Annotated in this window: 24 protein-coding genes; 9 read left to right on the top strand and 15 right to left on the bottom strand. The window is 64.1% G+C overall.

The window, feature by feature from the left end; translation table 11 throughout:
* Positions 1-618 precede the first annotated feature (618 nt).
* The gene (locus G3N61_RS02555; RefSeq protein WP_205821393.1) at positions 619-2,019 is read right to left on the bottom strand and encodes an MFS transporter; all 1,401 of its coding nucleotides are present in this window, start codon (positions 2,017-2,019) and stop codon (positions 619-621) included.
* A 110-nt stretch (positions 2,020-2,129) separates the two neighbouring features.
* On the opposite strand from G3N61_RS02555, the gene G3N61_RS02550 reads away from it, so the two are divergent.
* Positions 2,130-3,071, top strand: coding sequence for a LysR family transcriptional regulator (locus G3N61_RS02550; RefSeq protein ID WP_205821392.1), 942 nt, complete (start codon positions 2,130-2,132; stop codon positions 3,069-3,071).
* A gap of 114 nt (positions 3,072-3,185) precedes the next feature.
* Here the strand turns inward: G3N61_RS02550 and G3N61_RS02545 are convergent, their stop codons facing one another.
* The 8 genes from G3N61_RS02545 to G3N61_RS02510 form a co-directional block, all read right to left on the bottom strand.
* Complete coding sequence (locus G3N61_RS02545; protein ID WP_346778537.1) at positions 3,186-5,183, bottom strand: sigma 54-interacting transcriptional regulator; 1,998 nt, start codon at positions 5,181-5,183, stop codon at positions 3,186-3,188.
* A gap of 115 nt (positions 5,184-5,298) precedes the next feature.
* Positions 5,299-5,694, bottom strand: a complete 396-nt coding sequence (locus G3N61_RS02540; RefSeq protein WP_043184251.1) for a hotdog domain-containing protein — start codon at positions 5,692-5,694, stop codon at positions 5,299-5,301.
* Positions 5,695-5,992: 298 nt separating this feature from the next.
* A complete protein-coding gene (locus G3N61_RS02535) occupies positions 5,993-7,075 on the bottom strand; it encodes a branched-chain amino acid ABC transporter substrate-binding protein (protein ID WP_342352406.1) in 1,083 nt (360 codons plus the stop codon).
* Positions 7,076-7,128: 53 nt separating this feature from the next.
* The gene (locus G3N61_RS02530) at positions 7,129-7,848 is read right to left on the bottom strand and encodes an HAD family hydrolase (protein WP_205821391.1); all 720 of its coding nucleotides are present in this window, start codon (positions 7,846-7,848) and stop codon (positions 7,129-7,131) included.
* A gap of 2 nt (positions 7,849-7,850) precedes the next feature.
* Positions 7,851-8,609, bottom strand: a complete 759-nt coding sequence (locus G3N61_RS02525; protein WP_205821390.1) for an enoyl-CoA hydratase/isomerase family protein — start codon at positions 8,607-8,609, stop codon at positions 7,851-7,853.
* Entirely contained in the window at positions 8,609-9,952 is a 1,344-nt protein-coding gene (locus G3N61_RS02520) for an AMP-binding protein (RefSeq protein ID WP_205821387.1), read from the bottom strand. The genes G3N61_RS02525 and G3N61_RS02520 overlap by 1 nt, the downstream gene beginning before the upstream one ends.
* Before the next feature lie 63 nt (positions 9,953-10,015).
* Positions 10,016-10,420, bottom strand: coding sequence for a thioesterase (locus tag G3N61_RS02515; RefSeq protein WP_241017525.1), 405 nt, complete (start codon positions 10,418-10,420; stop codon positions 10,016-10,018).
* A 6-nt stretch (positions 10,421-10,426) separates the two neighbouring features.
* Positions 10,427-10,750, bottom strand: a complete 324-nt coding sequence (locus G3N61_RS02510; RefSeq protein WP_205821386.1) for a hypothetical protein — start codon at positions 10,748-10,750, stop codon at positions 10,427-10,429.
* 108 nt (positions 10,751-10,858) lie between these two features.
* Here G3N61_RS02510 and G3N61_RS02505 point away from each other — a divergent pair, with 108 nt between their 5' ends.
* A complete protein-coding gene (locus tag G3N61_RS02505) occupies positions 10,859-11,191 on the top strand; it encodes a tRNA-binding protein (protein ID WP_043184247.1) in 333 nt (110 codons plus the stop codon).
* Positions 11,192-11,458: 267 nt separating this feature from the next.
* Here G3N61_RS02505 and G3N61_RS02500 read toward each other — a convergent pair whose 3' ends face one another.
* Together G3N61_RS02500 and G3N61_RS02495 are read right to left on the bottom strand one after the other, a co-directional pair.
* Entirely contained in the window at positions 11,459-12,187 is a 729-nt protein-coding gene (locus tag G3N61_RS02500; protein ID WP_241017533.1) for a formylglycine-generating enzyme family protein, read from the bottom strand.
* A 21-nt stretch (positions 12,188-12,208) separates the two neighbouring features.
* On the bottom strand, positions 12,209-12,754 hold the full coding sequence (locus G3N61_RS02495; RefSeq protein ID WP_205821382.1) for an ATP-binding protein: 546 nt from the start codon (positions 12,752-12,754) through the stop codon (positions 12,209-12,211).
* A 304-nt stretch (positions 12,755-13,058) separates the two neighbouring features.
* Between G3N61_RS02495 and G3N61_RS02490 the strand changes: the two genes are divergently transcribed.
* From G3N61_RS02490 to G3N61_RS02475, 4 genes are all read left to right on the top strand, one after another.
* Positions 13,059-13,967: a PDZ domain-containing protein gene (locus G3N61_RS02490; protein ID WP_205821380.1), complete on the top strand. Its 909-nt coding sequence runs from the start codon at positions 13,059-13,061 to the stop codon at positions 13,965-13,967.
* Between the two features lie 93 nt (positions 13,968-14,060).
* Positions 14,061-14,522, top strand: coding sequence for a hypothetical protein (locus G3N61_RS02485; RefSeq protein ID WP_205821378.1), 462 nt, complete (start codon positions 14,061-14,063; stop codon positions 14,520-14,522).
* A gap of 20 nt (positions 14,523-14,542) precedes the next feature.
* Complete coding sequence (locus G3N61_RS02480) at positions 14,543-15,139, top strand: hypothetical protein (protein ID WP_205821376.1); 597 nt, start codon at positions 14,543-14,545, stop codon at positions 15,137-15,139.
* Positions 15,140-15,184: 45 nt separating this feature from the next.
* Positions 15,185-15,688 carry an SMI1/KNR4 family protein gene (locus tag G3N61_RS02475; protein WP_205821374.1) on the top strand — a complete coding sequence of 168 codons (504 nt, stop codon included), beginning with the start codon at positions 15,185-15,187 and terminating at the stop codon, positions 15,686-15,688.
* 623 nt (positions 15,689-16,311) lie between these two features.
* Here G3N61_RS02475 and G3N61_RS02470 read toward each other — a convergent pair.
* The gene (locus G3N61_RS02470; RefSeq protein WP_205821372.1) at positions 16,312-17,028 is read right to left on the bottom strand and encodes a TetR/AcrR family transcriptional regulator; all 717 of its coding nucleotides are present in this window, start codon (positions 17,026-17,028) and stop codon (positions 16,312-16,314) included.
* A 53-nt stretch (positions 17,029-17,081) separates the two neighbouring features.
* On the opposite strand from G3N61_RS02470, the gene shc reads away from it, so the two are divergent.
* Positions 17,082-19,136 carry a squalene--hopene cyclase gene (shc, locus tag G3N61_RS02465; protein ID WP_205821371.1) on the top strand — a complete coding sequence of 685 codons (2,055 nt, stop codon included), beginning with the start codon at positions 17,082-17,084 and terminating at the stop codon, positions 19,134-19,136.
* Positions 19,137-19,161: 25 nt separating this feature from the next.
* Here the strand turns inward: shc and G3N61_RS02460 are convergent, their stop codons facing one another.
* Complete coding sequence (locus G3N61_RS02460) at positions 19,162-19,824, bottom strand: ankyrin repeat domain-containing protein (RefSeq protein ID WP_205821370.1); 663 nt, start codon at positions 19,822-19,824, stop codon at positions 19,162-19,164.
* Between the two features lie 176 nt (positions 19,825-20,000).
* Between G3N61_RS02460 and G3N61_RS02455 the strand changes: the two genes are divergently transcribed.
* Together G3N61_RS02455 and G3N61_RS02450 are read left to right on the top strand one after the other, a co-directional pair.
* On the top strand, positions 20,001-20,381 hold the full coding sequence (locus G3N61_RS02455; protein WP_205821369.1) for a cupin domain-containing protein: 381 nt from the start codon (positions 20,001-20,003) through the stop codon (positions 20,379-20,381).
* Between the two features lie 121 nt (positions 20,382-20,502).
* Positions 20,503-21,384 (top strand): LysR substrate-binding domain-containing protein, encoded by an 882-nt coding sequence (locus tag G3N61_RS02450; RefSeq protein ID WP_205821368.1) that lies wholly within the window; start codon positions 20,503-20,505, stop codon positions 21,382-21,384.
* Positions 21,385-21,402: 18 nt separating this feature from the next.
* Here the strand turns inward: G3N61_RS02450 and G3N61_RS02445 are convergent, their stop codons facing one another.
* Together G3N61_RS02445 and G3N61_RS02440 are read right to left on the bottom strand one after the other, a co-directional pair.
* A complete protein-coding gene (locus G3N61_RS02445; RefSeq protein ID WP_205821367.1) occupies positions 21,403-22,089 on the bottom strand; it encodes an HAD family hydrolase in 687 nt (228 codons plus the stop codon).
* A gap of 141 nt (positions 22,090-22,230) precedes the next feature.
* Positions 22,231-24,375, bottom strand: a complete 2,145-nt coding sequence (locus tag G3N61_RS02440) for a phospholipase C, phosphocholine-specific (protein ID WP_205821498.1) — start codon at positions 24,373-24,375, stop codon at positions 22,231-22,233.
* Between the last annotated feature and the right edge of the window lie 83 nt (positions 24,376-24,458).

The following is a 24,458-nucleotide window of genomic DNA, read 5'->3' as shown; positions in this document are numbered from 1 at the left end:
CGTGGCGCATGGGCTGCGAACGGGTTAACGGCGGGGGAAACGGCAGGGTTTTATCTGCACGCGACGCGAATCTTGACGATTGCGACAGGGGAAGGCGGCGCGTCGTGCCAGCGGGCGACGGTCTGCCGTCGGCGGGCCTTGAATGGGCTTCGTCGATCGAGCGGTCGTGCGGGTACGCGGCGTGCCGTCGCGTCGCCGACTGAAAGCCGTCGCACACGCTGGACACGTAGTTGACCGAATTTTTGATGCGCCACGTCCCGTTGATATGGTCGTAGTCGGCCGGATGCGTGGTGAGACTATCGATCGTGAAACACGAGTCTGTGTTCGCACCGACGGTACCAATTGCGCGATTGTCCGCTCGCCTGCCCAAGGGAGTGCCCCTTGAGTTGGCGTGCACGGCACGAGATGGGTCGCGCGTGAAAGCGATGATGACACCGCGGGCTCGTGCCGCTGTTCCGCTTCGATGGAGACCCGCGGGTCTACTGGCACCGCGATCGGTCTGCCATACCTGTTGGCTGGCGGCAGGTCTTGCCTGCCGTTGGCGGCCGCGCAGCGGTTCCCCGCGACGCAGGAGACGTGCCCCAACGCGATGCCCCGCCGCACACCGGGCGACAGCCCTCAAGCGTTCGAGGCCGCACGGGAGGGGTGCACATGCAACGCGCGGCGGCCCAGCGCCAACACGGCCAGCGCCCCCACGCAGACCAGTGCCAGCAACAGCATGACCCCACGGTAGCCGGCGACGAAGCCGCCACCGTGCACTGCGGCGAGCCGGTACAGCACGGTCGCGGCGGCCAGTCCAACCGAGCCGCCCACGTTATGCACGGTCGTCGCCATGCCCAGCGCGGTACCGGCCAGGTTTTCGGGCAGCGCCGACAGCGCAGCCGCCATCGACGGCCCCAACACGCAGCCCCAGCCGATGCCCATGCACGCAAACGCGGCCAGCACCCACAGCCAGCCCGTCGTCGCGGTAAAGGCCGACTGCATCAGGGCCGATAGCAGCAGCGCGGCAAAGCCGGCCATCATCACCGGCCCGGTGCCGAACCGGTCGCTGCCGCGGCCGGCCAACGGCGCGATCAGCGCCATCACGGCCGTCGTGGGCAACAGCAACCAGCCCGTCGCGGCGCTGTCCTGGCCGCGTAACTCGCCCAGGTACAACGGCATCAGGAAGAAAGCGGCGCAGTAGAAGAACGCCAGCGCCGCCGTCGCGCAGGCCGCGACTGCAAAGCGCGGCTGCGCGAACAGCGCCAGCCGCAGCAGCGGCACCGGCGCACGCCGCTCGACCCACGCCAGCACGCAGGTCAGCGCGCTGCCGAGCGCCAGCAGCCCCAAGGTCGCAGGCGATCCCCAGCCCCAGTCGGCGCCGTGTATCAACGCGGTCAGCCAGGACGGCAACACCGCCAGCAGCAACGCGATGCCGAGCCAGTCGAAGCGTGTTCGCACGGGCATCGCCGGGCCCGCCTGCAACCGCCTCAGGCACAGCGCAAAGCTGATCACGATCAGCGGCACGTTGACCAGGAAGGTCCAGCGCCAGCCCAGCGCATCCACCAGCACGCCACCCAGGACCGGGCCGATGGCCAGGCCCAGACCATTGACGCTGAACAGGAGGCCCAGCGCCTTGCCGCGCTCCTGCTCGGGAAACATCTCCGCCACCAGCGCCGCCGACGCCGTGTACAGCCCGGCGCAGGCCATGCCTTGCACCGCCCGCCATGCCACCAGCGCAGTCAGGTCCGAGGCCAGCCCGGCGCCCAGCGAGGTGACCCCGAACGACGCCATGCTGAGGTACATCGCGCGGCGGCGGCCATGACGGTCGGCCAGTTGCCCCACCGCGATGGTGCAACTGGACAAGGCCATGACGAAGGCGCTGATGACCCATTGCACCTGGTCGATTTCCGCGTGGAAAGCCGACTGGATGGCGGGGATCGCGGTATTGACGATGGTGAAGTCGATGCAGCCCAGGAAGCTGGCGATGGCAATGCCAGCCAGGGCCAGCCAGCGTTGCCGGCTTGACGAGCGAGACATGGAAAAGCACTCCTGAAAGAGCACGGCCAGACAGCGCGTGCAGATAAGCAGGACATGCTAATCAATAAAACAAGGATTGAATTGATACACTCAATACCAGGATTAAAGACTTGAACTATCAAATAGCCATGCAGCTTTCCGATCGTTTCCAGGGCATCCTCGCCTTCATCCAGGCCGTGGAGTGCGGCAGTTTCAGTGTGGCCTCGCGCCAGATGGGCATGTCGCCCTCCAGTGTCGGCAAGGCCGTGGCGCGCCTGGAGCAGCGCCTCGGCGTGCGACTGTTCCTGCGCACCACGCGGCGCATGTCGCTGACCGATGAGGGCGTCGCCTTCCACGAAAGCTGCCTGCGTGCCCTGGCCGAGCTGGATCAGGCCGAGTCGGTGCTGACCGAGCGGCGCCTGCTGCCTTCGGGCCGGGTGCGGATCGCGCTGCCGACGCTGTTTGGGCGCGAGCGTGTCCTGCCGATTCTCATGGGGCTGGCCGAACGCTACCCGGCACTCGACCTCGACGTGCAATTCTCCAGCCGGGCCGCCGATCTGGTTGAGGAAAACTTCGACCTCGCGGTACGCATTGGCCAGCTCGACGACAGCGCATCGCACGTCGCTCGCCCGTTGGGCGAACAGACGCTGCGGCTGTGCGCCGCCCCGGACTACCTGGCGCGGCGCGGCACGCCCCGCACCCTGGACGACCTGCGCGATCACGACTGCGTCGCCCGTTTACGCAACGGCACGGAAGAAGTCTGGCAGTTTGCGGGCGAGGCGGGCCAAGTGGGCCAGGCGCGCCACCTGCCGCGACTGGCGCGCCTGCGCCTGAGCGACTTGGCGGCGGTGAAGGATGCCGCGCTGGCTGGCCGGGGGCTGGCGCAGTTGCCCGGCTGGTTTGCCGAGCGCGACATCCGGGCGGGACGGCTGGCCGTCGTCCTGCCCGATGCGCAGCCGGCGCCGCTACCCATTCATGTGCTGTGGTCCAGGACCACGCGGATGACCGCGCGCCTGCGCGTCACCATCGACGCGCTGACGGCCCACGCGTCGCAGGAAGCCGCGCCCGGTTGATCGCGGGCGCTGCCCAGCGCCGTTACCACGACGTCGATGTCGGGGGCAGGAAGATCGAACCACGCGGGCCGGACAGAAATGACACGTGCCGTCGGGTCGGCGGTCCCCACCTGGCTAATGCAATGGCCGCTCGAGCTTGATGTTGTATCGCTTCACTTTCGCATACAGCGCCGGCTTCGATATTTCGAGGATGGCGGCACACCGCGTGACATTGAACCGACACGCGGCAAGCGCTTCACTGATGGCGTTGCGCTCGACGTCCTTCAGCGATTGGACGACCTGATCGCCTCGTCCTCCCTGCGCGTCCGGCCTCTCGGGCGTCGACGCCGGTTCAGCGCCGCTGCCGACGACACGGGATGGGCGCAATAGCGCCGACACGTCGTCGATGGTGCCTTCCTCGCTCAGGTTCACCGTTCGCTCGACGAGGTTCTCCAGTTCGCGAACGTTGCCAGGCCACGCGTATGCGTTCATCTGGTCAAGCGCCTTCTTGCTGAAACCAAAGATCTTCTTGTTGAGCAGCGCCGCATACTTGCTCAGGAAAAAGTTCGCGGTCGCCGTGATGTCGGCCTTGCGCGATCTCAACGGAGGGATCGCGATCTCGATGACGTTGCAGCGATAGTACAGATCCTCTCTGAACTCCTTCGCTGCCACCATGGCCTCGAGATCCCGGTTGCTCGCGCAGATGATTCTCACATCGATCGGAATTCCCTTGGTGTCCCCGAGCCTTGTCACCTCCCGCTCCTGGAGCACGCGAAGGAGCTTGGCCTGAACATCGATGGGAAGCTCGGATATTTCGTCAAGGAAAACGGTCCCGCCATCGGCGGACTCGAATTTGCCCGGCCGCCCTTCTTTAGTCGCCCCGGTGAAACTGCCCGGTGCGTGTCCAAACAGCTCGCTTTCGATCAGGTCATGCGGAAGCGCAGCACAGTTGATCGCGATGAAGGGTTCGGCCTGACGCGCGCTTGCGTTATGAATCGCCTGCGCGAAAACCTCCTTGCCCACCCCGCTTTCGCCGCTGAGCAGCAGGTTCGCCGCACCGCGTGCGGCTTTGCGGGCGGCGCTGACTGCATCCAGAAGACTGTCGCTCTGTCCGACGATGCTCTCGAACGTATAGCGTGCGTAGTTGCCGGCATACTTGCCGGCGATGCTGCGCACGCGCTTGATCTCGCGGAACGTGTTGACGACGGACACCACCTGCCCGCAGCTGTTCTTGACCGGGATTGCCGTGTCGATCAGATGCAGATGGCGCGCAGGTGAGTCGATGATGAGCTCGCGGTCCACGTATCCCACGCCGGTTGTGAAGATCGGGGCGATGATGGGCTCGAAGTCGATCAGATCGCCGAGCGGCCGGCCGATGCTGGTCGCCGGATCAATCCCGAGAATGCGTCCTGCCACGGTGCTCGCATGTCGAACGACGCCACCTTGACCGAGCACCATCAGGCCATCGCCAATGTGGTCGATGATTGCTCTCTGCTCCTCGACCAGCGTCTGGTGGGCGACGAGATCGAAGTAACTTCTCAGTGAGACGCTCAGGGTTATGCTGAGTAACGCGAGCAGGTCATGCAGTGGCCGAGCGTCACTCGCGCGGGGTTTCAAGACGAAGAGATAGACCGTCGACGGCCCGATCGAAACACGGGTGGCGACGCAGTGAAGATCGGCTTCGCCGGCCGAAGGCACGTCGACCGTTACCGCGTCGCTGTCCTGAAGTGAATCCCGGGCAACGCTCAGCAAGCGCTCGAGATCCAGCGCCGCGACATCGACCCGACACACGCCTGGCAACGCTTTCGCATGGTCATCCTCAGGCTCGAGCGGGATCGCTTCATCGCTCAACGTAAGGACATAAGCGCCGAACCGATGCGCCGCGACGCATCGTGCATCGAGCCAGCTGGTTGTATCGATCGCTGACCGCAGGTCGCGCAATCGATCGGCCGCGCGGAGATTTCGCTCATTCATTAGCGTTCGCAGAACGGTGGCAGGCCCGGCCAGCTTACCAGCGGCATAAACTTTCATGTTGATCCCCGTACCCACCCCATGACCGACGCGCATGCCGCCGCCGGTCGACGCCGCGAACGCGCGCCGCACCTTTCCTGATACGAACGCTTTCGGGCTCACTCAGCTGGCCCCGGCTCGCGCTGATAAGCCCCTTACGTATCCTGCCCACTGACGACGGTGAGACAGGACCGCCCCGGGCTCCAGGAACCGACGAAGCCCCGGGCCATCACGGCGATCAGCGGCGCGACGCAGCCTTTTTCTCGATTGCCGCACGGTCGACGATCGCGCGCGCATGCGTGCCGCTTCCGACCTGGCCTTTCGAATCGCGCGCGATGATGTCGAATACGTACAGGTTCCCTTCCTGCCCCCGGAAGCTGGCTGTGGCGCTCACTTCCGCGCCGACCGGGGTGGGTGCCGAGTGCGTCAGCTGGGTCGTGACGCCGACCGACAGCTGATCGCCGTCGAGTTCGCCTCGCATGACTTCCGCGCATGCGCGCTCCATGAGCCCGAGCATCGCGGGCGTTGACATCACATCCGGGTACTGTTCATCCGAGTCGTTGCCGAAGGCAGAGGCCAGGTCTTGTACCCCCACCAGGCGCGTCAGGGTCGCCGTTGCTCCAGAGCTGATCATGTAATCTCCTTGTTTGGTCAAGCCAACGCAGCAATACCCATGCCAGGCTGACCGGCAGAGGGATGGTTCCGCCCAGCGGGTGTCGCAGGGCCGTGCTGGAAGGCCCGACACGAATCTTTCCGTTAAAAAAATTAACGCCCGTTTCGGTTTCTTATGCTTTTGGAAGTCGCTTCGCCGATCCGACGCGGCCCCGCAGGTGATGGCCCGGCATCCAGAAAAATGGGCCGTCTTGCGACGGCCCAAGCGCTACAAAGGCACCGACAGGAGACCGGCTTCGATACTGCGATACGTCGATTCGCTACTGCGCGGCGACAGGGGTCAGATTGCCGCCCAACAGCTTGTAGACGGTCACCGGCGCATCGACCCAGTCGCCCTGATCGTCGAACTTCACCGGCCCGAGCATGCTCGTGAACGATTGCTGGCGCATCACCTTCGAATACGCTTCGGGTGAGGTCGAGTTCGCCCTTTGCATGGCGTCCGCTACGACCAGCGTTGCAGCGTAGAAGGCGGGGGCATAGGTATCCACGTTCGCGCCAAACGTGCTTTTGAATGTGCTCTGGAAGCGCTTGCCGTCGGGCAGGCTGTCGAGCGGCGCGCCGCCCTGCGCACAAAACATCTTGTTGTCGAGCGCGTTGTTCGACAGCTTGCTGAACTCCGGCGAACAGATGCCGTCGCCGCCCACCAGCACGGCATTGATGCCGAGATCCACCATCTGGCGTGCCAGCATCGCCGCTTGAGCGTAGTAGCCGCCGTAGAACACCACCTGCGGATTCCGCGCCTTGATGTGCGTCAGGATGCCCTTGAAGTCCGTCGTCTTGTCCGTGCTGTATTCACGGGCCACGACGGTCATTCCGTCCTTCTCCGCCGTCTTGACGAACACGTCCGCGACCCCGGCGCCGTAGGCGGTCCGATCGTCGACCACGGCCGCGCGCTTGAACTTCAATACGTTGGCTGCATAGTGCGCCATGCGGCCGCCCATGACATTGTCATTGGTCGCGAGGCGGTAGACGTAGGCAAATCCCAGCTTCGTCAGCTGTGGATTGGACGATGCGCCCGTGATCATCACGACGTGCGCATCGTTGTAGATGCGCGCAGCCGGAATGCTGACCCCCGAGTTGTAGTGCCCGATGACAGCGGCCACGCCGTCGTCGACGAGCTTTTGCGCGACGTTGACACCGACCTTCGGGTCGCCCTGATCGTCGACGGACACCAGTTGAAACTTCACCGGCTGGCCCCCGATGACAAGCTTGCGGGCGTTCAGTTCGTTGATGGCCAGCTGCACGCCGCGTTCATCGTCCTTCCCGCTTTGTGCCGAACTTCCGGTAAGGGGGCCGGCCGCACCGATCTTGACGATAGTATCGGCACGCGCATACGACGCCATGCCAGTGGCATTCACACCGACGGCGACGACTGCAAACATCAAGGTAACGCGGTTCATTTCGATTCCCCTGAAGCATTGGACGGCAGCTGTTCCAGGACATCCCGAACGGGCGACAGCGTCTTGAACTCGAAATCGGGGCGTGGCTGCCACGGACCGAGCGTGTCCCCGGTGCGGTTGACCCATGCCACGTGCATGCCGAGCGGCTTTGCGCCATCGACATCCGCCCAGCTCGCGAGCGAGCAGTGCAACACGTTCGGCGCATCCAGCCCGAGGCGGTCCAGCGCCAGGCTGAAGATCAAGTGAGAAGGCTTGTAGGCCTTGGCCATTTCGGCGGTGGTGACATGCTCGAAGTAGCGCACCAGCTGGCTTCGGCGCCACAGGTCGCTGTCCATGTTCGTGATCGGCATCAGCGGATATCGGGACCCTGCCCAGTCGAGAAACGCGACGGCATCCTCATGCGGCGGGGAGGACTCGACCAGATGCGTGAGCAGCACGTCCGTGAGCTGTTCGACGTTGTGACCGTCGAGCGCCTTCGGAAAGAGGGTATCGATGCATGCCGTCAAGGCGTCCTGTGCGACCGCCCGATAGCTCCGGTACGCGCCCCCTCGATAGGTCTGCACGTTGCGCATGTCCCAGTCGAGGTACACATCGAACACGGAACGGGGCGAGTCGACCCCGAGGATGCGCATGACTTCGGCGATACCTTCCATGCCACCTTTGTCGACATCCACCAGCGTGCCGAAATAGTCGAACGTCAATGCTTGAATATTCATGGTCATTTCCTCGTAGCAAACGCCTGGACGCGTCTGGCGGCCTCGGGGGTCGCAAACGCTGCAACGGTTGCGACCTGTTCCAGCTCGAGACTGCGGCTCAAATCAGTAGAAAGCTCCGTCGTCAGCAGGCGTTTCAGCCTAGATACCGAAAATGCCGAGCGTTCGGAAACGCGCGTCGCAAGTTCCCGTGCGGTTTCAAGGACCTTGTCCGGTTCGACGACCCGATTGACGAGGCCGAGCGAATACAACTGTTGGGCCGACTGACGCTCGCCCAGCAGCCAAAGCTCCATGGCGCGCTGATGGCCGACGCTTTGAGGCAGGAGTTGCGTCACCCCTCCCGTGACGAACTGCCCCCACGCCATTTCCGGAAAGAAGCACACCAGATCGTCAGAAGCCACGACCAGATCGCAATTGAGCAGCCACTCGAACCCGCCGCCGACGGCAAAGCCGTGCACGGCGCCGATCACGGGCTTGCCATTGAACATCAGATCGCGCGTGATCTGCTGGATGCGTTCGACGTGACTGCGGATACTCGCATCACTTTCCGTCTGCTTGCCAAATTCCTTGAGATCGTCGCCGGCACAGAATGCCCGACCTTCGCCCGTGAATACGATGACCTTGCACCCTTCATCGGCATTGACCTCGACCAATGCTTGATGAAGGTCGTCCAGCAAATCCCCGCTGATCGCGTTCAACCGCTCGGGGCGATCAAGCACGACCGTCGACACGGCTCCCGACTTCTCGACTCTTGCGTAGCGCATCACGCCTCCTTTTCGACCCAACGCGTTTTACCTTCGGTACGCGGGAAATGTTCGAACCGCACCATCGTGACTTCCGCCGTCGAACCGACCTTCGTGCGAATCGCGGCCTCGACCTGCTCCCGGGCCTGTGCCCAGCTGTCTGCCGGCAATCCCTGCGCCGCTTCCACCGCCATCGTGATCCGGTCGTACGGGCCATCTCCCTTCAGGATGATCCTGAAGATGCCCGATGCCCATTGCGGCACCGATTCGACGGCAACGCGAACGGCACTCGGGAAGACATTGATGCCGCGTACGTTGAACATATCGTCGGTCCGGCCGGTGACCCGGAATCGCCACGCCGTCCGGCCGTCCGGCCCCCGGTCGACACCGGTCACGGTCACGACGTCTCGCGTCCTGTACCGAACGAGTGGCTGACATTCCTTCTGCAGGTGCGTACAGACGAGTTCTCCGACGGTCCCCTCCGCGACCGGGAGGCGTTGAAGCGTCGCGGGGTCGACGATCTCCGCAAACACCACGTCACTCGCGTGATACAGCAAATCGTGGGTCCAGTCGGTTTGACCACCCAGGATGCTCAGCACCTCCGACAGCCCGAAATTGGCATTACGCACCTTGAAGCCCCACTTCTCCTCCATTGCGTTTCGCAGGTCCGGATTGTCGAGCCCCGCCTCTCCACCAAACAGCCCCAACGTCAGTTTCAGATCGCGAGGACGCAGGCCGCCCGATTCACGCAGAATCTGTTCGATGAGGCCCGGATACGACGGGGTGCACGAAATCGCATTGATGCCGAGATTGACGATGGAATCGATCAGCACACGCGTGTTGCCGACACCGAAGGGCACGACCGTCGCGCCGGTCGCCTCGAGGATCGTGTGATCCGTAAAGCCCCCCGTCCACATGCAGTAGTTCAGGCAGTGAACCACCCGGTCCGTCGGGCGCAAACCGGCCGCCCACATCGAACGCGCACCGACGTGGGCGATCCGGCGGGCGTCGGAAGCACTGTTCGCAAGAATGAGCGGACGCCCGGTCGTCCCGGACGTGCGATGAAGGCGGGCAACGCTCGCCTCCCCGCATGCGACGTAGTCGCCGAATGGAGATGCCGTCTCCTGGCTGACCCGAAGCTCATCCTTCTCGGTAAAGGGCAGGTCTTGAAGCGAGTCCAATGTCACTTCCCGATCGATCCAGCGCGACAGCTTCATGCGATAGAAGGACGACATGGAGCGGACGTAGTCCCACTGGGTGGACCACAGTTTGTCCTGATGCTGGCGCACCTGGTCAAGCGGCAAGGTTTCGAATGCCTCGTCAAACAGCGCATTGCCTGGATTACTCGTCGACTCCACTTTCATGTCTTCCCTTCCTTTAGCATGTCGAATTGATATCGTTGCAGTGAGAAATCAGATGTCGTGACGTCAACCCGGCTTAAACCCGATTGCCGAACGCTCGACTATCGAGCGCGCATGACTGCCGCTTGCAACCGGGCCTGCTGCGTCGGCTACGACGACATCAAACCAGTACAGTTCACCGTCGAACATCCGAAATGTTGCCGTTGCGAAAACCTCGGCTTGCGACGGCGTCGGAGCCAAATGCCTGAAGTGCATGACATTGCCGATCGAGCACTGGTCGCCCCGGATATCCTCACGCATGGCCCTGACGCATGCTTCTTCCACCACGCCCACGAGGGCAGAGGTCGACAGCACGTCGGGATGAAATTCATCCGCGCTACGGCGACCACACCCAACCAGCCCGTGCTTCCCGAACATCATCGATATCGCTGTACGTTTCGCTGGCATCGGATCGAGCGTCTCCCTGTTCATCTGCATTCAGATAACGCAAGGGGCATGCCAGGCTGACGTTCGCCCGAAAGCCGCGCCGCAAGGGACTTGCTGCCGGCACAACCGACCGTCGTAATCAATCTGAACGTCATTATTTTTAACGGTCGTCAGGGAAGATGCCTGACTGCTGTCGCATTGAATGTCTTCGTGCAGCCAGTAGAACCGGTCGCCGATCCGACGTCGCATCCAGACCGGCAGACGGGTCTCCCACTGCGCCCGTCGTTCGCGCAGTGCGTCCGATTTCCAGTCGATGGCAGACATGCGTGGCACACGGCCTGCGTCGACCTGCGCGACGCTGTAGCCATCGCCCACCCGGCAAATCCGCGCGCTAGCTCGGAACGTTTGATGTAAAGTACGCGGCTCGAACGCGCCTTGTTCAATTGACGCGCGCCGGATTTCTCGAGAGAAGAAAACACACGTATGGAACAGATAAGTTGGGACGATTTTCAGAAGGTTGTCATGGTGGCCGGCACCATTACGCGCGCCGAACCTTTTCCTGAAGCCCGCAAGCCCGCTTATAAAATCTGGGTGGATTTCGGTCCATATGGAGAGCGCAAGACTAGCGCGCAGATCACCTCCCTGTACACGCCGGAATCGCTCGTCGGACGGCAGATCGTCGGAGTCCTGAACTTCCCTGAAAAGCAGGTCGGGCCGATCAAGTCGCAATTTCTGCTGAGCGGATTTCACACGGACGACGGCGTCGTGATCACCACGCTCGAGCGACCGGTTCCCAACGGGTCCCGTCTTGCGTAAGGGACCAGACACGCTTTGAAGCAGCGCCGCATTATCGAGGCCCGCTACGCGAAAACAGCGGGCATGCCTGCATGGGAGTCGGCCTCGTCGCGCCTCGCTGCCAACTGATACACGCGTCTCGCACTGCTTCGGTGTGTGCGCCCGACGCATCGACGACGGCCATCGTATGAGCAAGGTTCGCGTCGAAATTGCTCAACGCCGGCAGGCCGTTCTCGCGCGCCAGGCAGCGCCCTGTATCAACACGCCCCGCTAACGGGGCGGTCACGGTCAATCCCCGGACGATCCACGCACGGCGCGCACCGGCCACCCATCCCCCGCATCAAGCGACCGCGCCACGCGAAAGCCGAGATCGTCGATCGCAAAGGTCGGATGACTCCGACGGCGGTTCGTCGCAAGGCAGCCTCGTTCGACATCGGCCCAGCCCCCGCCGCGAAACACGCGATACGAACCGTAGACTTCCGGATCGTATCGATCCGCGCACCATTCCCACACATTGCCCAGCATGTCGTACAGCCCCCAGCCATTGGGCTGTTTCCGGCCGACGTCGTGCGTGCGGCCGCCGGAATTTTCCCGGTACCACGCGATCGCATCGAGCGCGCCGTACCTCGGGCCCTGCGCTCCCGCACGGCATGCATACTCCCACTCCGCTTCGGTGGGCAGCCGATAGCCATTGCTGCCAGGAACCGGGGAGGCACCCGTTCCGTCTTCGAGGATCGCATAACTGCCAAGCAGACCGTCGGCCGACGACAGCCTGTTGCAGAACCGGACGGCGTCGATCCACGATACGTTTTCCACCGGGCATTGCGCACTGACACGCGACGAAAGCGATTGTCCCGTTACCGCGGCGTATTGCGCCTGGGTCACCGGATAGCGGCCGATCGCAAAGCGCTGCAGATCGACGCACCATGTGCGGCCGATCCGGTCGTCCCGCAATGCAATGGTGCCGGCGGGAACCTGCACCATCGGCAGATCGAGCGTTTCAGACTGATGTTCCATGTTCGCCACGCTGCCGCACCGTTACGAAGACAGCCTGACGGCACCGGCTTCGTCATACGCCACGATGTTCAACCCTTCCGTCGCTGCCGGCGCGACGAAGTACCGCGCGATCCGGTCGAATTCGTCGTCCGACGCCTGGAACGGATGGTCGCCTCGCGCATTGCGTGCGCGCAGCCGCGCCTTGCAAACCGCATCGCTGACGTCGAGGTAATGCAGTCGATGGTCGCAGCCGACCGCCTGCGAAACGGCGAGCCCCCAGGCGCGCGCGGCGACGGTATTGAACGGCACGTCGAGCACCACCGATACGCCGGCCCGCAGCACCGTGCGGGCATGATCGGCAATCACGTTGCCGACGCGCGTTGCGCACCGGACGTAGTCGTCGATCGACAGGATCTCGCCCGGATAGAGCTGCGCCAGCCACGCGTCTTCGCTGATCGAAACGACCGGCCCGGCACTGGCGAGCCGCGCGACGAGCGTCGATTTTCCGGACGCGATCTTGCCGCATACCATGTGGAGCAACACGGCATCGTTCGATGCCGTCGCGTGAAGTGACTTCCCTGTCTGCATGTCCAGGCTCTCCATCGAATGCCCAGAAAGCAAAAACCCGCCTTCCGGGCGGGTTGTGACGACATCCATTCAGTCGATCGCTACCCCGCCGGCAACATGGCGGCGCAAATAATCGAACGGGTTTGCGAATGGATCATGCGCACCAGAATAACCAACTCCCCGATCGTGAGCAAGCGGGTGACAATCAAAGCACTTCAACCTGCGCGCTTAAAACTGATACGCTAGACGAAAAATAAACAAGGCGTTCCCGGGCACCCTCGTCCGCCGCCATTCAGATAACAAACAGAGAAAAGGGCATTCCGAAATGAAACGTGGTTTTGTATTTGCCGCCCTGCTGGCAATGTCGTCCTTGGCAACACAAGCGGCACTGGCGCAGGAAAAGGCCGCGCCGCCTGTCTATACGTGGCTCTCCGAGCGTTTCCCCGAGAACGTTCGCTACGATTCCCCCATACTGACCATCAACGATTCGGGGTTATCGGCGGATCAAGGCATCATCAACGCGCAATTGACGCTGGTGCAGTCGCCGCAAGGCAATGATTCCGTACTGGGGCTGGCCGTCGCGTTCCATACGACGGAGAAGCGCAATTTCAATACCGTGCGCGACTACGGGAAATTCGGCACCCACTACCGGCAGCCCAAGATCCCGGTCGCGATTCCGACGCTGAACGGCGGCGGCTACACCGACACCGAGAACTGGCCCCCGGTGGCCGATGGCGGCAAGACCTGGCCCGTGAACGGCGGCGTCTTCATCATGCTGAACCGCATCGACCTGAAGCCCTACGACATCAGCGGGACCGACCTGGTGCTCAGACTCTCGGACTACGACACGGCCGACAAGGGCTTCCGGATCCGGATTCCGGCCGCGTTTCTATCGCGCTTTCTCGCCAGCATTCCGAACGACCGCCGGCTGGTGCCGGAGGCGATGTTGAACCGTCCGTCGGTCTTCGGCGTGCATTTTGTCGAATTGAGCGAACAGGAGCAGACGGGGCTGAAACTCCCCGGCAGCGCGCTGCAGATCCTCGCTGTGCTGCCCGACACGGTCGCCGATCGCGCCGGCCTGAAGAATTACGATGTGCTGCTGCGGTTCGGCAATCACCCGCTGAAGCAGATGGACGACCTGAGGGACGCCGTGCTTGCGACACCCAAGGGCACGGTGGTGCCGCTGACGGTCTGGCGCGACGCCAGGGAGGTCAAGCTGCCGGCGCAGTTCTGAAATCGTCGACGGATCGTGGCGCCAGGCCGGCCAGGCGCCACGACGCATGCGTGCGTGGCCCCGTCGCGGCCTGCTCGAGCGGCACGGGGTCAGATGATGGAAGTGCTCGCCGTCGCCGAAACGCCGTACTCAACCCATGACACGGCGCCGACGATGACCAATGCTCTGCGCTTTTCCGCTGCTTCATGCTTCCCCGGCGTTCATTATTCGAACAACAATTTAGTGTCGTACATCGAAGACGACGTATGCGTCGTGAGCTTTGCTGATTCACCCGGCGATGACCCAACCCATTACCTGATCCTGTCGCAAGCGCTGTTCGATTGCGGGGAGGACGATGAGGAGATCAGCGTCGAGTACGGCAGGAATGGCGGCAGGGTAAATACAGAGGTCATTGCGGCTCGACTAGATGCGAAATCATTTACGATGAAAGTGGATCCGGTTATCGTCGGCGTTTCAGCGTTCAATATCGGCATCGCTTCGCCCGTCACTGATGAGTTGCGTGAGCATCTGAAAAATATTTTTAGTCAATCTCCTACGAAGCTTGCGCTTCTATAAACCTTCGACATGAGTCCATTTTGACTACCAAGATGCCGACGCTGCAGACCTTCATGACGCCAGCCGATGAAGCAGTGTTCTCGGATCTGCTGAAAGCGCATATTCCGCGAGTCAAGTTTATCGATTCGTACATTTGGAGCTCGCCGATTCCCCCTGCCTACGACAGCATGACAGCGTGCTGCGGGCAGCCGTTTTCCAACATCGTCATTATTGACGAATCTATTTGCAGCGTTGATCGCTATACGCATGAATTCGTTGGCGCTCACCCCGGCGGGAGTGGCTATATTGGCGGAAAGGTGGGCCCGGGAATGATTCAGTTTCTCCGGTCGCATGAGGCTCAATATGCGCCTGGGTGCCTACGAGACGGACGCGTGGCAGCTTCCTACGACTCCGACACAGAGCCGGATACGGATGCATTTGTTAAAACCGTGTGGAAAGTGCTCAAGAAATTTTCGCACAAGACGTTCTTGGTCAACCGCGAAACGGGAGTGATCAATGAAAAACCGGAGGCTCGATTTTTTGCGGGACCGGATGCCGCAGCGAAGTTCGACGGTACGGATGGACACTATCTGACGAATAACGCGTTCGTCTATTTTTTGGCTCGACCGTCCAGGTAAGGTATGTTTATGGCCAACAGCGGTGGCTGCCGTCAGGAGAGCTCCATGAGCAAGTTGAAGCTGGTCAAGTTGGCCAAATCACTGACTGAAAACGATATCTCGAACTTCGAGAACCAATTCGGCATCCGAATGCCAGACGATCTCCGGAAGCATTATTTGAAAGCGAACGGCGGATTTCCGGACTGTTTCAAGATGTGCTACATCCCGAATGGGGTCGACCCTTGCGATGCAAACGATGTGACGTTCAATGGGTTCTATCCAATGAAGTATCCGTCAACGGCTGATGGATCGACGCTGGAAGAAAACTATATCGACTACACGGATACGCAAGCACTGTTCGACAAGCACGAGTACATTCCATTTGCATTCGACGTGAGTGGATATCCGCATCTCATGAAGCTTGATGATCACGCGATCTACCTTCTTAATCGAGACGTTGTTGATGATGAAGGACGTGAAGTCATAGAGTTTGTTGCACCATCCCTGCAGGAATTTATCGATGGATTGATTTCTGGCGACGAGTTCGAAGATCTGATCAGTGATTGCTAATGTAGCCGCTGGCAATCCACGGAGTAGCGATACGATCTATGGGGTTTGAGAATTGCAGTAGAAAAATTGACGGCATCGATTCGTTAGAGATTCTCTACGGACTGTCGAGCAAATACGGATCGACGACACCAGAGAGGTTTGAGACGTACAAGGGCCGCATTCCGGCTGATTGGATTCCAATCGGTGAAGCGCCGGGTGGAAACCAGGTCTGCCTGAGCATTCATCCATCCGGCGCTCGATCGGTTGAATTCCGGGATCAGGAGAGCGAGGTCGGTCCCGGCTTACCGCCACGCGGTACGGGCTTAACGAAAACCACCGACACATTGCAGGCGTTTGTGAGCCAGCTCACGTCGGAGGATCCGCCGGAGCATGCGCCTCTGTGCACGCAGAGCTGTTCACGCGTCCAGTTCTGCTGAAGCCTACGTAAAACCTCACGCACCGGCGTGACCCTACGCGTGACGACCGACCGGACTCGCGAGCGACCTGACACCCGCCGAGCATGCTCAAAATGCAGCGGCGTGCACATCAGCACGGTGCGCAGCCAGATCCACGCGATTTTTTCGAAGACGGGCGTCAGACGCCTCGCCGATCTCGTCGCGTTGTCCGGCGACTGACGGCGGCGATCAGCCGCCCCGGCCGCGCGTCGCGTCGCCGGTACGCGCTGGCGGTTCACCCGCACTCATGCGATCAAGTTGCCGCACGATTTCCGCGCGCAGTTCGGCCGACATCTGGACGCTGTCGAGCAATTCCGAGATCCACAGTCCGTCGGCGGCGAGCCGGCAGATCATCAGCGTCGCGGCCTGCTCGAGCGGCACGGGGTCGGGGCGCGTCCATTCCCGCATCGGCACCGACCATCGTTCGCGCGTGCCCTGGTCGGTAATCATCGACGCGACGAGGACGCGCAGCACGTCGGTGCTCGCGGCCGGATGCACAGCATCGAGCACCGTATGGACGTATGCGCGCGCCGCCGCGCCGTCGCCGCCGGCATCCGCCGCCACCCGCGCGGCCATGTGCGCGGCGAACCGCTCGGTCGCCTGACCGAACAGCGCATCCAGCAGCCCCTGCTTGTTCGCGAAGTGATACTGCAGCGCGCCTTTCGTCACGCCGGCACGCTCGGCCACCGCATCGAGCGTCAACGCGGCCACGCCGTGATGGGTCGCGATTTCCGATGCCGCCGCCAGCAACTGTGCGCGCACCTGATCCGGCGCTTTTTTTCGGCGCACGCCGGCGGTGGCGGCGCCCGGTGCCGACAATGCTTCGGGCGCCCGCGCATCGGCCGTTCCAGCCGGTTCGACGGGCACGGACACGTCGTGCGGCGCGGGTTCGAGGTGTTTTTTCATGGTGCGGATGGTAGCACCCGGGCGTCTCGATATAAACATTCCGGCTGGATGGTATGATCCGCCGCATGACTACAGCCACCCCCTCCTCCTGGTCCGCGCTCGACACCGCCATCGCCCGTGGACGCGACGCCCTCGTGCGTCTCCAGCAGCCCGACGGCAGCTGGTGTTTCGAACTCGAATCCGACGCGACGATCACCGCGGAATACATCCTGATGATGCATTTCATGGACAAGATCGACGACATCCGCCAGGAGAAGATGGCACGCTACCTGCGCGCGAACCAGCGGCTCGACACGCATGGCGGCTGGGCGCTGTACGTCGACGGCGATCCGGACGTGTCGTGCAGCGTGAAGGCGTACTTCGCGCTGAAGGCGGCCGGCGACAGCGAACACGCGCCGCACATGGTCCGTGCGCGCGACGCGATCCTGAAGCTGGGCGGTGCGGCCCGCGCGAACGTGTTCACGCGCATCCTGCTCGCGACGTTCGGCCAGGTGCCGTGGCGCGCGGCGCCGTTCATGCCGATCGAATTCGTGCTGTTCCCGAAGTGGGTGCCGATCTCGATGTACAAGGTCGCGTACTGGGCGCGGACGACGATGGTACCGCTGCTCGTGCTGTGCTCGCTGAAGGCGCGCGCCCGCAATCCGCGCAACATCTCGATCCGCGAGCTGTTCGTCACGCCGCCGGACGAGGAACGCCAGTACTTCCCGCCCGCGCGCGGCATGCGCAAGGCGTTCCTCGCGCTCGACCGCACGGTGCGCCATGTCGAGCCGCTGATGCCGAAGGGCCTGCGGCAGCGCGCGATCCGCCATGCCGAGGCGTGGTGCGCGGAGCGCATGAACGGCGAGGACGGGCTCGGCGGGATCTTCCCGCCGATCGTGTACAGCTACCAGATGATGGAAGTGCTCGGCTACCCGGACGATCATCCGCTGCGGCGCGATTGCGAAAACGCGCTGGAGAAACTGCTGGTCACGCGGCCGGACGGCAGCATGTATTGCCAGCCGTGCCTGTCGCCGGTGTGGGACACCGCGTGGAGCACGATGGCGCTCGAGCAGGCGCGCGGCGTGGCGGCGCCGGAAGACGGCGAGCCGAGCGAAGCACGGCGCGCACTCGACGAACGCATCGCACGCGCGTACGACTGGCTGGCCGCACGCCAGGTGAACGACCTGCGCGGCGACTGGATCGAAAACGCGCCGGCCGACGTCCAGCCGGGTGGATGGGCGTTCCAGTACGAGAACCCGTACTACCCCGACATCGACGACACGGCAGTCGTCACCGCGATGCTCGATCGCCGCGGCCGCACGCATCCCCACGCGGACGGCACGAACCCGTATGCGCCGCGCGTCGCGCGCGCGCTCGACTGGATGCGCGGGCTGCAATCGCGCAACGGCGGCTTCGGGGCGTTCGACGCCGACTGCGACCGCCTGTACCTGAACGCGATCCCGTTCGCCGATCACGGCGCACTGCTCGATCCGCCGACCGAGGACGTGTCGGGCCGCGTGCTGCTGTGCTTCGGCGTGACGAAGCGCGCGGACGAACGCGCATCGCTCGCGCGCTGCATCGACTACGTGAAGCGCACGCAGCAGCCCGACGGCAGCTGGTGGGGGCGCTGGGGCACGAACTACATCTACGGCACGTGGAGCGTGCTGGCCGGCCTCGCGCTCGCCGGCGAGGACAAGTCGCAGCCGTATATCGCACGCGCGATCGAGTGGCTGCGCTCACGACAGCATGCGGACGGCGGCTGGGGCGAGACGAACGACAGCTATATCGACCCGAAGCTGAGCGGCACCAATGGCGGCGAGAGCACATCGAACTTCACCGCATGGGCGCTGCTCGCGCAAATGGCGTTCGGCGACTGCGAATCCGATTCGGTGAAGCGCGGCATCGCGTACCTGCAGTCAGTCCAGCAGGAAGACGGCTTCTGGTGGCACCGCTCGCACAATGCGCCGGGCTTTCCGCGCATCTTCTACCTGAAGTATCACGGCTATACCGCGTACTTCCCGCTGTGGGCGCTCGCGCGCTATCGGCGGCTGGCAGGCGCGGCAGCGGCGCGGGCTTCGGCCGCGCGCGGGGCGACGGCAGTCAAGGCATCGGACACGGTTGTCGCCTGAGTGGTGACGTGGCGGCGCAAGGCCGTCACACGAAACCCTCTTCGACCAGCGTGCAGCCGTGCGCCGTGATCTCGTGCTGCTGGCCCGAGCCGCCGACCACGCGGCTCCAGCTCCTGGACACGAGCACGGCCGCGGCGCCGTCGGCACGGAGCGTATAGCCAAACCCGCCATACATGCCCGGCACCCCGAACCACATGCTTTCGGCCTGCGCGTCGAGTTCCAGCAGCGGTTCGAGTTCGGGCAGGCGCAGCGCGTCGACGCGCAGGTGCGCGATACGGCCAAGAATCATCTCGTGGAAGTGGCGCTGGATGTCGCGCAGCGTATCGTCGGGCACGAAGCGTCGCGGCTGCGGCGTCAGCAGATCGATCAGGTGCCGATGCCCGCGCTGCTCGGCAATATCGACCGGGCGCGCGCCGTGCGCATCGCGCAGCATGCGCCACGTGCCGAGCCGTAGCAATTCGGCGACGGCCTCTTGCGGCGCGCCCCCGTAGGCAGCCTGGTGCAGCGGCGTATAGAGCGACGTGCCACCCGGCCGCGTCGCGTTGACGAGCGCGGACCGTGTCGCGACGAGATCCAGCATCGTCGCCCAGTCCCCGTTGCGCGCCGCGTCGGCCAACGCGTGCCGGCTCGCGACCTCTGCGTCGTGGAGCAGGTCGGCGCCCGTGATGCCATCCCATGCGATGCTCAATCGTTTCTCCTTCCGTCTGTCGCCCGTGCGGCTGGCGCGTCGTCCGCTCATCATAAGCGTTCGTCACGTCCATGCGCTCGCGACGCGAGCAGCGTCGCCGGCAACCGCCAATCCTGTCCGCAAGTGTGGAATCATGCGAACGCGCCGTCGGCGCGTTCATTTCACTTCGACGAAGGATGCCAGCCGTGCTCGACATTTCCACCATCACCGATGCCCTCGCCCCGAGCGGCGAACCCGTGCAGTATCGCGTGTCACCCGAGAAGCTGATTGCCGGCGACCCGCTGCAGACGCTCACCCCCGGATTCACGAGCCCGTGCGGGCGCTTCTCGACGGGCATCTGGGAAAGCACGCCCGGCCGCTGGCGGATCGCGTATACCGAAGCGGAATACTGCGAGATCCTGGCAGGCGCGTCGGTGATCACCGATGAGGAAGGCAACGCGAAAACCCTTCGCGCCGGCCATCGCTTCGTCATTCCGCCGGGCTTTCGCGGCACGTGGGAAGTCGTCGAGCGCACACGGAAGATCTTCGTCGCTTACGAAGAGCAGCCGCCTGAATGAGCGTGGGCCATGCGCGATGCGCGCCACATCGCGCCCCAATTTGCCACGCACATCCACGCCGATGACACGGAATTGACACGCGCGGCCGGTAATTTCCGCACGTCTCGTCCCGTGTGTCGCCATGCTTGCCCTGCTTCTCGCCGCCTTCTATGAAACCGCCCGCCAGGGAAGCGTGACCGCCGCCGCGAAGCGCCTCGACGTGAGCCAGCCGACGATCACGTCGCGCATCCAGCAGCTCGAACGCCATTACGGGGTCGAGCTGTTCCATCGCCGCGGCAACCGTCTCGACCTCAGCGACGCGGGTGCGTCGCTGATGCCGATGATCGGCCAGATGCTGCAGATGGAGAACGATATCGATTTCGCGCTGCGCAACGAGCGCGAACTGCATACCGGCAACCTGCGCGTCGGCACGACCGGCCCGTTCTACATCCTGCCCGCGATCGCCGCGTTCCGGCGCCAGTATCCGGCCGTGAGGATCAGCATCGAGATCGGCAACTCGCAGCAGGTGCTCGATGCGCTCGTCGATTTTCGCTGCGACGTCGCCGTGTCGTCGCAGCGCGACGACGATCCGCGTTTCGTGCGGCATACGATCGCGAACGATCCGCTCGTGCTGGTCGTGCACCGCTCGCATCGGCTCGCCGCGCGCGAGTCGGTCACGCTCGCCGCGCTGGCCGGCGAGACGCTGCTGCTGCGCGAGCCCGGCTCGCGCACGCGCGCGCTGATGGAGCACGTGCTGAAGCACGCCGGCATCGGGCTGCCCGCGAATGCGATCGAGCTCGGCAGTCGCGAAGCGATCCGCGAAGCCGTGCGGCACGACATGGGCTGCACGCTGATGCCGCGCGGCGAGGTCGGCGCGCATCCGGAACTGCGCGCGGTCGCGTTCGCCGACGATCTGCCGCCGATGCACGAATACCTGTACTACCTCGACGCGCGCGCCGACACGCGGCTGATTACCGCGTTCATGGCCAACGTCGACCGCCACGACGCGCGCACGCCGGCCTGAGCGTAACGGCGCACGCGCTCACACCGTTTCGAACAGCTCCACGATCCGCCAGCCGCGCGCCGTCGCCAGCGCGCGCAGCCGGTCGTCCGGATTGGTTGCGACCGCATCCGTCACTTGCTCGAGCAGCGGGATGTCGTTATGCGAATCGCTGTAGAACCAGCTGCGCTCGAAGTCGGACCACGCGCGCCCGAGCGACGCGAGCCACGCATCGGTACGCACGATCTTCCCTTCGCGATAGCTCGGCACGCCCGCCGGCCGCCCCGTATAGCGCGAATCCGGCCGCCCGTCGACGGTTTCGAGCTCGCACGCGATCAGCGCGTCGATGCCGAACGCGTGTGCGATCGGCCGCGTGATGAACGCATTCGTCGCGGTAACGATGCAGCACAGATCGCCGCGCGCGCGATGATGACGCACGAGATCGAGCGCCGCCGGCGAGATCGCGGGCCGCACGACGTCGGCCATGAAGCACGCGTGCCAGTGCGCGAGCCGTTCCCGCGAATAGCGGGCGAGCGGCGCGAGCATGTTGCACAGGTGCGCATGGATGTCGAGCGTGCCGGCCGCATAGCCGGCCGAAAACGCCGCGTCGATGCGCGCGAATTCGGCCGCGTCGATGAGACCCTGCTCGACCATGAAATGGCCCCAGGCCTGGTCGCTGTCGAACGGAATGAGGGTGAAGTCGAGATCGAAAAGCGCGAGTTGCGTCATCGAATGAGGCGTCGTGTGAACAGGAAAGAATGAAAAACGCGCGGCCTCGTCGTCGCGAGGCCGCGCACAAAAAGCCGCCGGTGCGGGTCGACGCGCCGGCGGCTACCGGTGATGCGACGCCGGCCGCCCGGCCGGCGCCGGTCAGCTGGACACGCCCATCGCCGGATCGCTGATGCTGTCCTTGCCGGTCTCGACGCGGCCCGCGAAGCGGCGCACGAGGCCGTTCTCGGCCGTCAGCGTGAAGTCGTACCAGCCGCTCGACGCGGCGAGCGTCCAGTACGGCTCGACCTGCATGCCGGCCGGCACCGCGTAGCTCCACGGGCCGTCGGTGCGGTACGCGTTCGACGTGACCGTGACCTGGCTCGCCGCGTTACCGACGTTCATGATCGTCAGGTACACGGCGTCGTTCGCCGGGTCGTAGCACACGCGGATCTCCGGCACCGGCCCGCTCGCCGCCTTCGCGACGTTGCCCTGGAATTCGCGCAGGAAGCCGTTCGGCCCGAGCACCCACAGATCGTAGTTGCCCGCATCGTCGGCCACCGCGCGCCACGAATCCGACAGCTGCTTGCCCGCTTCGACCGTATAGCGGCGCGGCGCGCGATCGAGATGCAGCTTGTCGTACACATGGAACACCGCGCCGGCCGTGCCGGTATTGCTGAACGTGAGCCACACCAGCCCGCCCGACACGTCGGCGCTCGCGCTCGTGTGCAGCTCGTACGGCAGCGCGCGCGACGGGCGCGTGCCGGCCGGCTGCGTCGGCATCTGCTGCGCGCTGACCGACGGCACCGGCACCGCGCCCTGCAGGCTTTGCTGCACGTGCTGCGCATCGGCCGCGGCCTTGGTCGGCGCCGGGAACGACGTCGCCGGGTTGCCGTTCGGGTTCTTGAAGTTGAAGGCCGACGTCAGGTCGCCGCACACCGCGCGACGCCACGGGCTGATGTTCGGCTCCTGCACGCCGAAGCGCTGCTCGATGAAGCGCAGCACCGACGTATGGTCGAACACCTCCGAGTTGACCCAGCCGCCCGCGCTCCACGGCGACACGACGAACATCGGCACGCGCGGGCCGGGCCCGTACGGGCGGCCGTCCGGCGCGAGCGGCGACGAATCGCCGGGCGGGTTCGGCAGCGTGAAGTATTCGTACTGCGTCGTGACGGTCGACTTGCCCGCATAGGTGCCGTCCGCATTGCGCGACGGCGCGTTCGGCGGCGGCATGTGATCGAAGAAGCAGTCGTTCTCGTCGTAGTTCACGATGAGCACGGTCTTGCTCCACACGTCCGGGTTCGCCGTCAGCGTGTCGAGCAGGCGCTGCAGGTAGTACGCGCCCTGCCCCGGCGTCGACGCGCCCGGGTGCTCGCAGTACGCGGTCGGCGACACGATCCAGCTCACCTGCGGCATCCGGTTCGCCGCGATGTCGTCGGCGAGCGATTGCAGGAAGCCACCATCGGGCATCGTGTTGCCGATCCCCTTGTACAGCGGCGACAGCGCTTCCATCGCGGGCGTGTAGGGCACGTTCGGCGAGCCCGGCACCGTCTCGTTGACCTTGCGGAACGCCGCGAAGCCCGCGAGCGGGTTGTCGGTGTAGTTGTCCGGCATGTTCTGGTAGACCTTCCAGCTCACGCCGGCCGCCTGCAGGCGCTCCGGGTAGGTCGTCCACGTCAGGCCCGTCTTCGACGAACCGAGGCCGTCCCAGCCGTCGTTGTTCACCACCGCCGTGTTCGAGCCCGTCGGGCCGTTCGTGCCGGTCCACAGGAAGATCCGGTTCGAGTTGGTGCCGCCGTGCAGCGAGCAGTGGTACGCATCGCACAGCGTGAACGCGTTCGCCAGCGCGAAGTGGAACGGCAGGTCGGACTGTCGCAGGTAGCCCATCGACGCGTCGCCCTTCGACGCGGGCCACGCGGTCATCCGGCCGTTGTCCCAGGCCGAGTGCGAGTCGGTCCACGAGTGCGCGCCGCCGACGAGCAGTGCATTGCCTTTGGTGCTGTCGAGGTAGAACGGCAGCACCGGGCGCTTGCCGTCGCTCTGTTGCCACACGGGCGTGCCGCCCGGCTGCGGGATCGTCAGGCGGTCGCCGAAGCCGCGCACGCCGGGCATCGTGCCGAAGTAATGATCGAACGAGCGGTTTTCCTGCATGAAGATCACGACGTGCTGCACGTCGTTGATCGTGCCGGTCTGGTTGTTGGCCGGAATCGCGAGCGCGCGCCGGATCGCCGGCGGGAACATCGAGAAGGCCGTGCCGGCGGCAGCGGCACGAACCTGAACGGCGGCAACCTCGTGGTCGGCAGCAATACGGCGCTTGGCCTTGGCGCGCTGAACGTCAACGGCCCGGCGTCGCTCGATGCGACCACCAACGTGTCGCTCGCGAACGGCGT

The organism is Burkholderia sp. Ac-20349 (assembly GCF_017104865.1).
GTDB classification, from domain to species: domain Bacteria; phylum Pseudomonadota; class Gammaproteobacteria; order Burkholderiales; family Burkholderiaceae; genus Burkholderia; species Burkholderia aenigmatica.
Note: the sequence above shows the minus strand (reverse complement) of the source record. Positions and strands in the feature narration are given on the sequence as shown.

Coding starts and splice junctions, on each gene's coding strand:
- G3N61_RS02500 (WP_241017533.1), bottom strand. CDS start 12,187: ATGGAACATCAGTCTGAAACGCTCGATCTGCCGATGGTGCAGGTTCCC.
- G3N61_RS02495 (WP_205821382.1), bottom strand. CDS start 12,754: ATGCAGACAGGGAAGTCACTTCACGCGACGGCATCGAACGATGCCGTG.
- G3N61_RS02505 (WP_043184247.1), top strand. CDS start 10,859: ATGGAACAGATAAGTTGGGACGATTTTCAGAAGGTTGTCATGGTGGCC.
- G3N61_RS02530 (WP_205821391.1), bottom strand. CDS start 7,848: ATGAATATTCAAGCATTGACGTTCGACTATTTCGGCACGCTGGTGGAT.
- G3N61_RS02525 (WP_205821390.1), bottom strand. CDS start 8,609: ATGCGCTACGCAAGAGTCGAGAAGTCGGGAGCCGTGTCGACGGTCGTG.
- G3N61_RS02470 (WP_205821372.1), bottom strand. CDS start 17,028: ATGAAAAAACACCTCGAACCCGCGCCGCACGACGTGTCCGTGCCCGTC.
- G3N61_RS02520 (WP_205821387.1), bottom strand. CDS start 9,952: ATGAAAGTGGAGTCGACGAGTAATCCAGGCAATGCGCTGTTTGACGAG.
- G3N61_RS02555 (WP_205821393.1), bottom strand. CDS start 2,019: ATGTCTCGCTCGTCAAGCCGGCAACGCTGGCTGGCCCTGGCTGGCATT.
- G3N61_RS02475 (WP_205821374.1), top strand. CDS start 15,185: ATGAGCAAGTTGAAGCTGGTCAAGTTGGCCAAATCACTGACTGAAAAC.
- shc (WP_205821371.1), top strand. CDS start 17,082: ATGATCCGCCGCATGACTACAGCCACCCCCTCCTCCTGGTCCGCGCTC.
- G3N61_RS02535 (WP_342352406.1), bottom strand. CDS start 7,075: ATGGCGTCGTATGCGCGTGCCGATACTATCGTCAAGATCGGTGCGGCC.
- G3N61_RS02490 (WP_205821380.1), top strand. CDS start 13,059: ATGAAACGTGGTTTTGTATTTGCCGCCCTGCTGGCAATGTCGTCCTTG.
- G3N61_RS02455 (WP_205821369.1), top strand. CDS start 20,001: ATGCCAGCCGTGCTCGACATTTCCACCATCACCGATGCCCTCGCCCCG.
- G3N61_RS02515 (WP_241017525.1), bottom strand. CDS start 10,420: ATGAACAGGGAGACGCTCGATCCGATGCCAGCGAAACGTACAGCGATA.
- G3N61_RS02485 (WP_205821378.1), top strand. CDS start 14,061: ATGATGGAAGTGCTCGCCGTCGCCGAAACGCCGTACTCAACCCATGAC.
- G3N61_RS02445 (WP_205821367.1), bottom strand. CDS start 22,089: ATGACGCAACTCGCGCTTTTCGATCTCGACTTCACCCTCATTCCGTTC.
- G3N61_RS02540 (WP_043184251.1), bottom strand. CDS start 5,694: ATGATCAGCTCTGGAGCAACGGCGACCCTGACGCGCCTGGTGGGGGTA.
- G3N61_RS02450 (WP_205821368.1), top strand. CDS start 20,503: ATGCTTGCCCTGCTTCTCGCCGCCTTCTATGAAACCGCCCGCCAGGGA.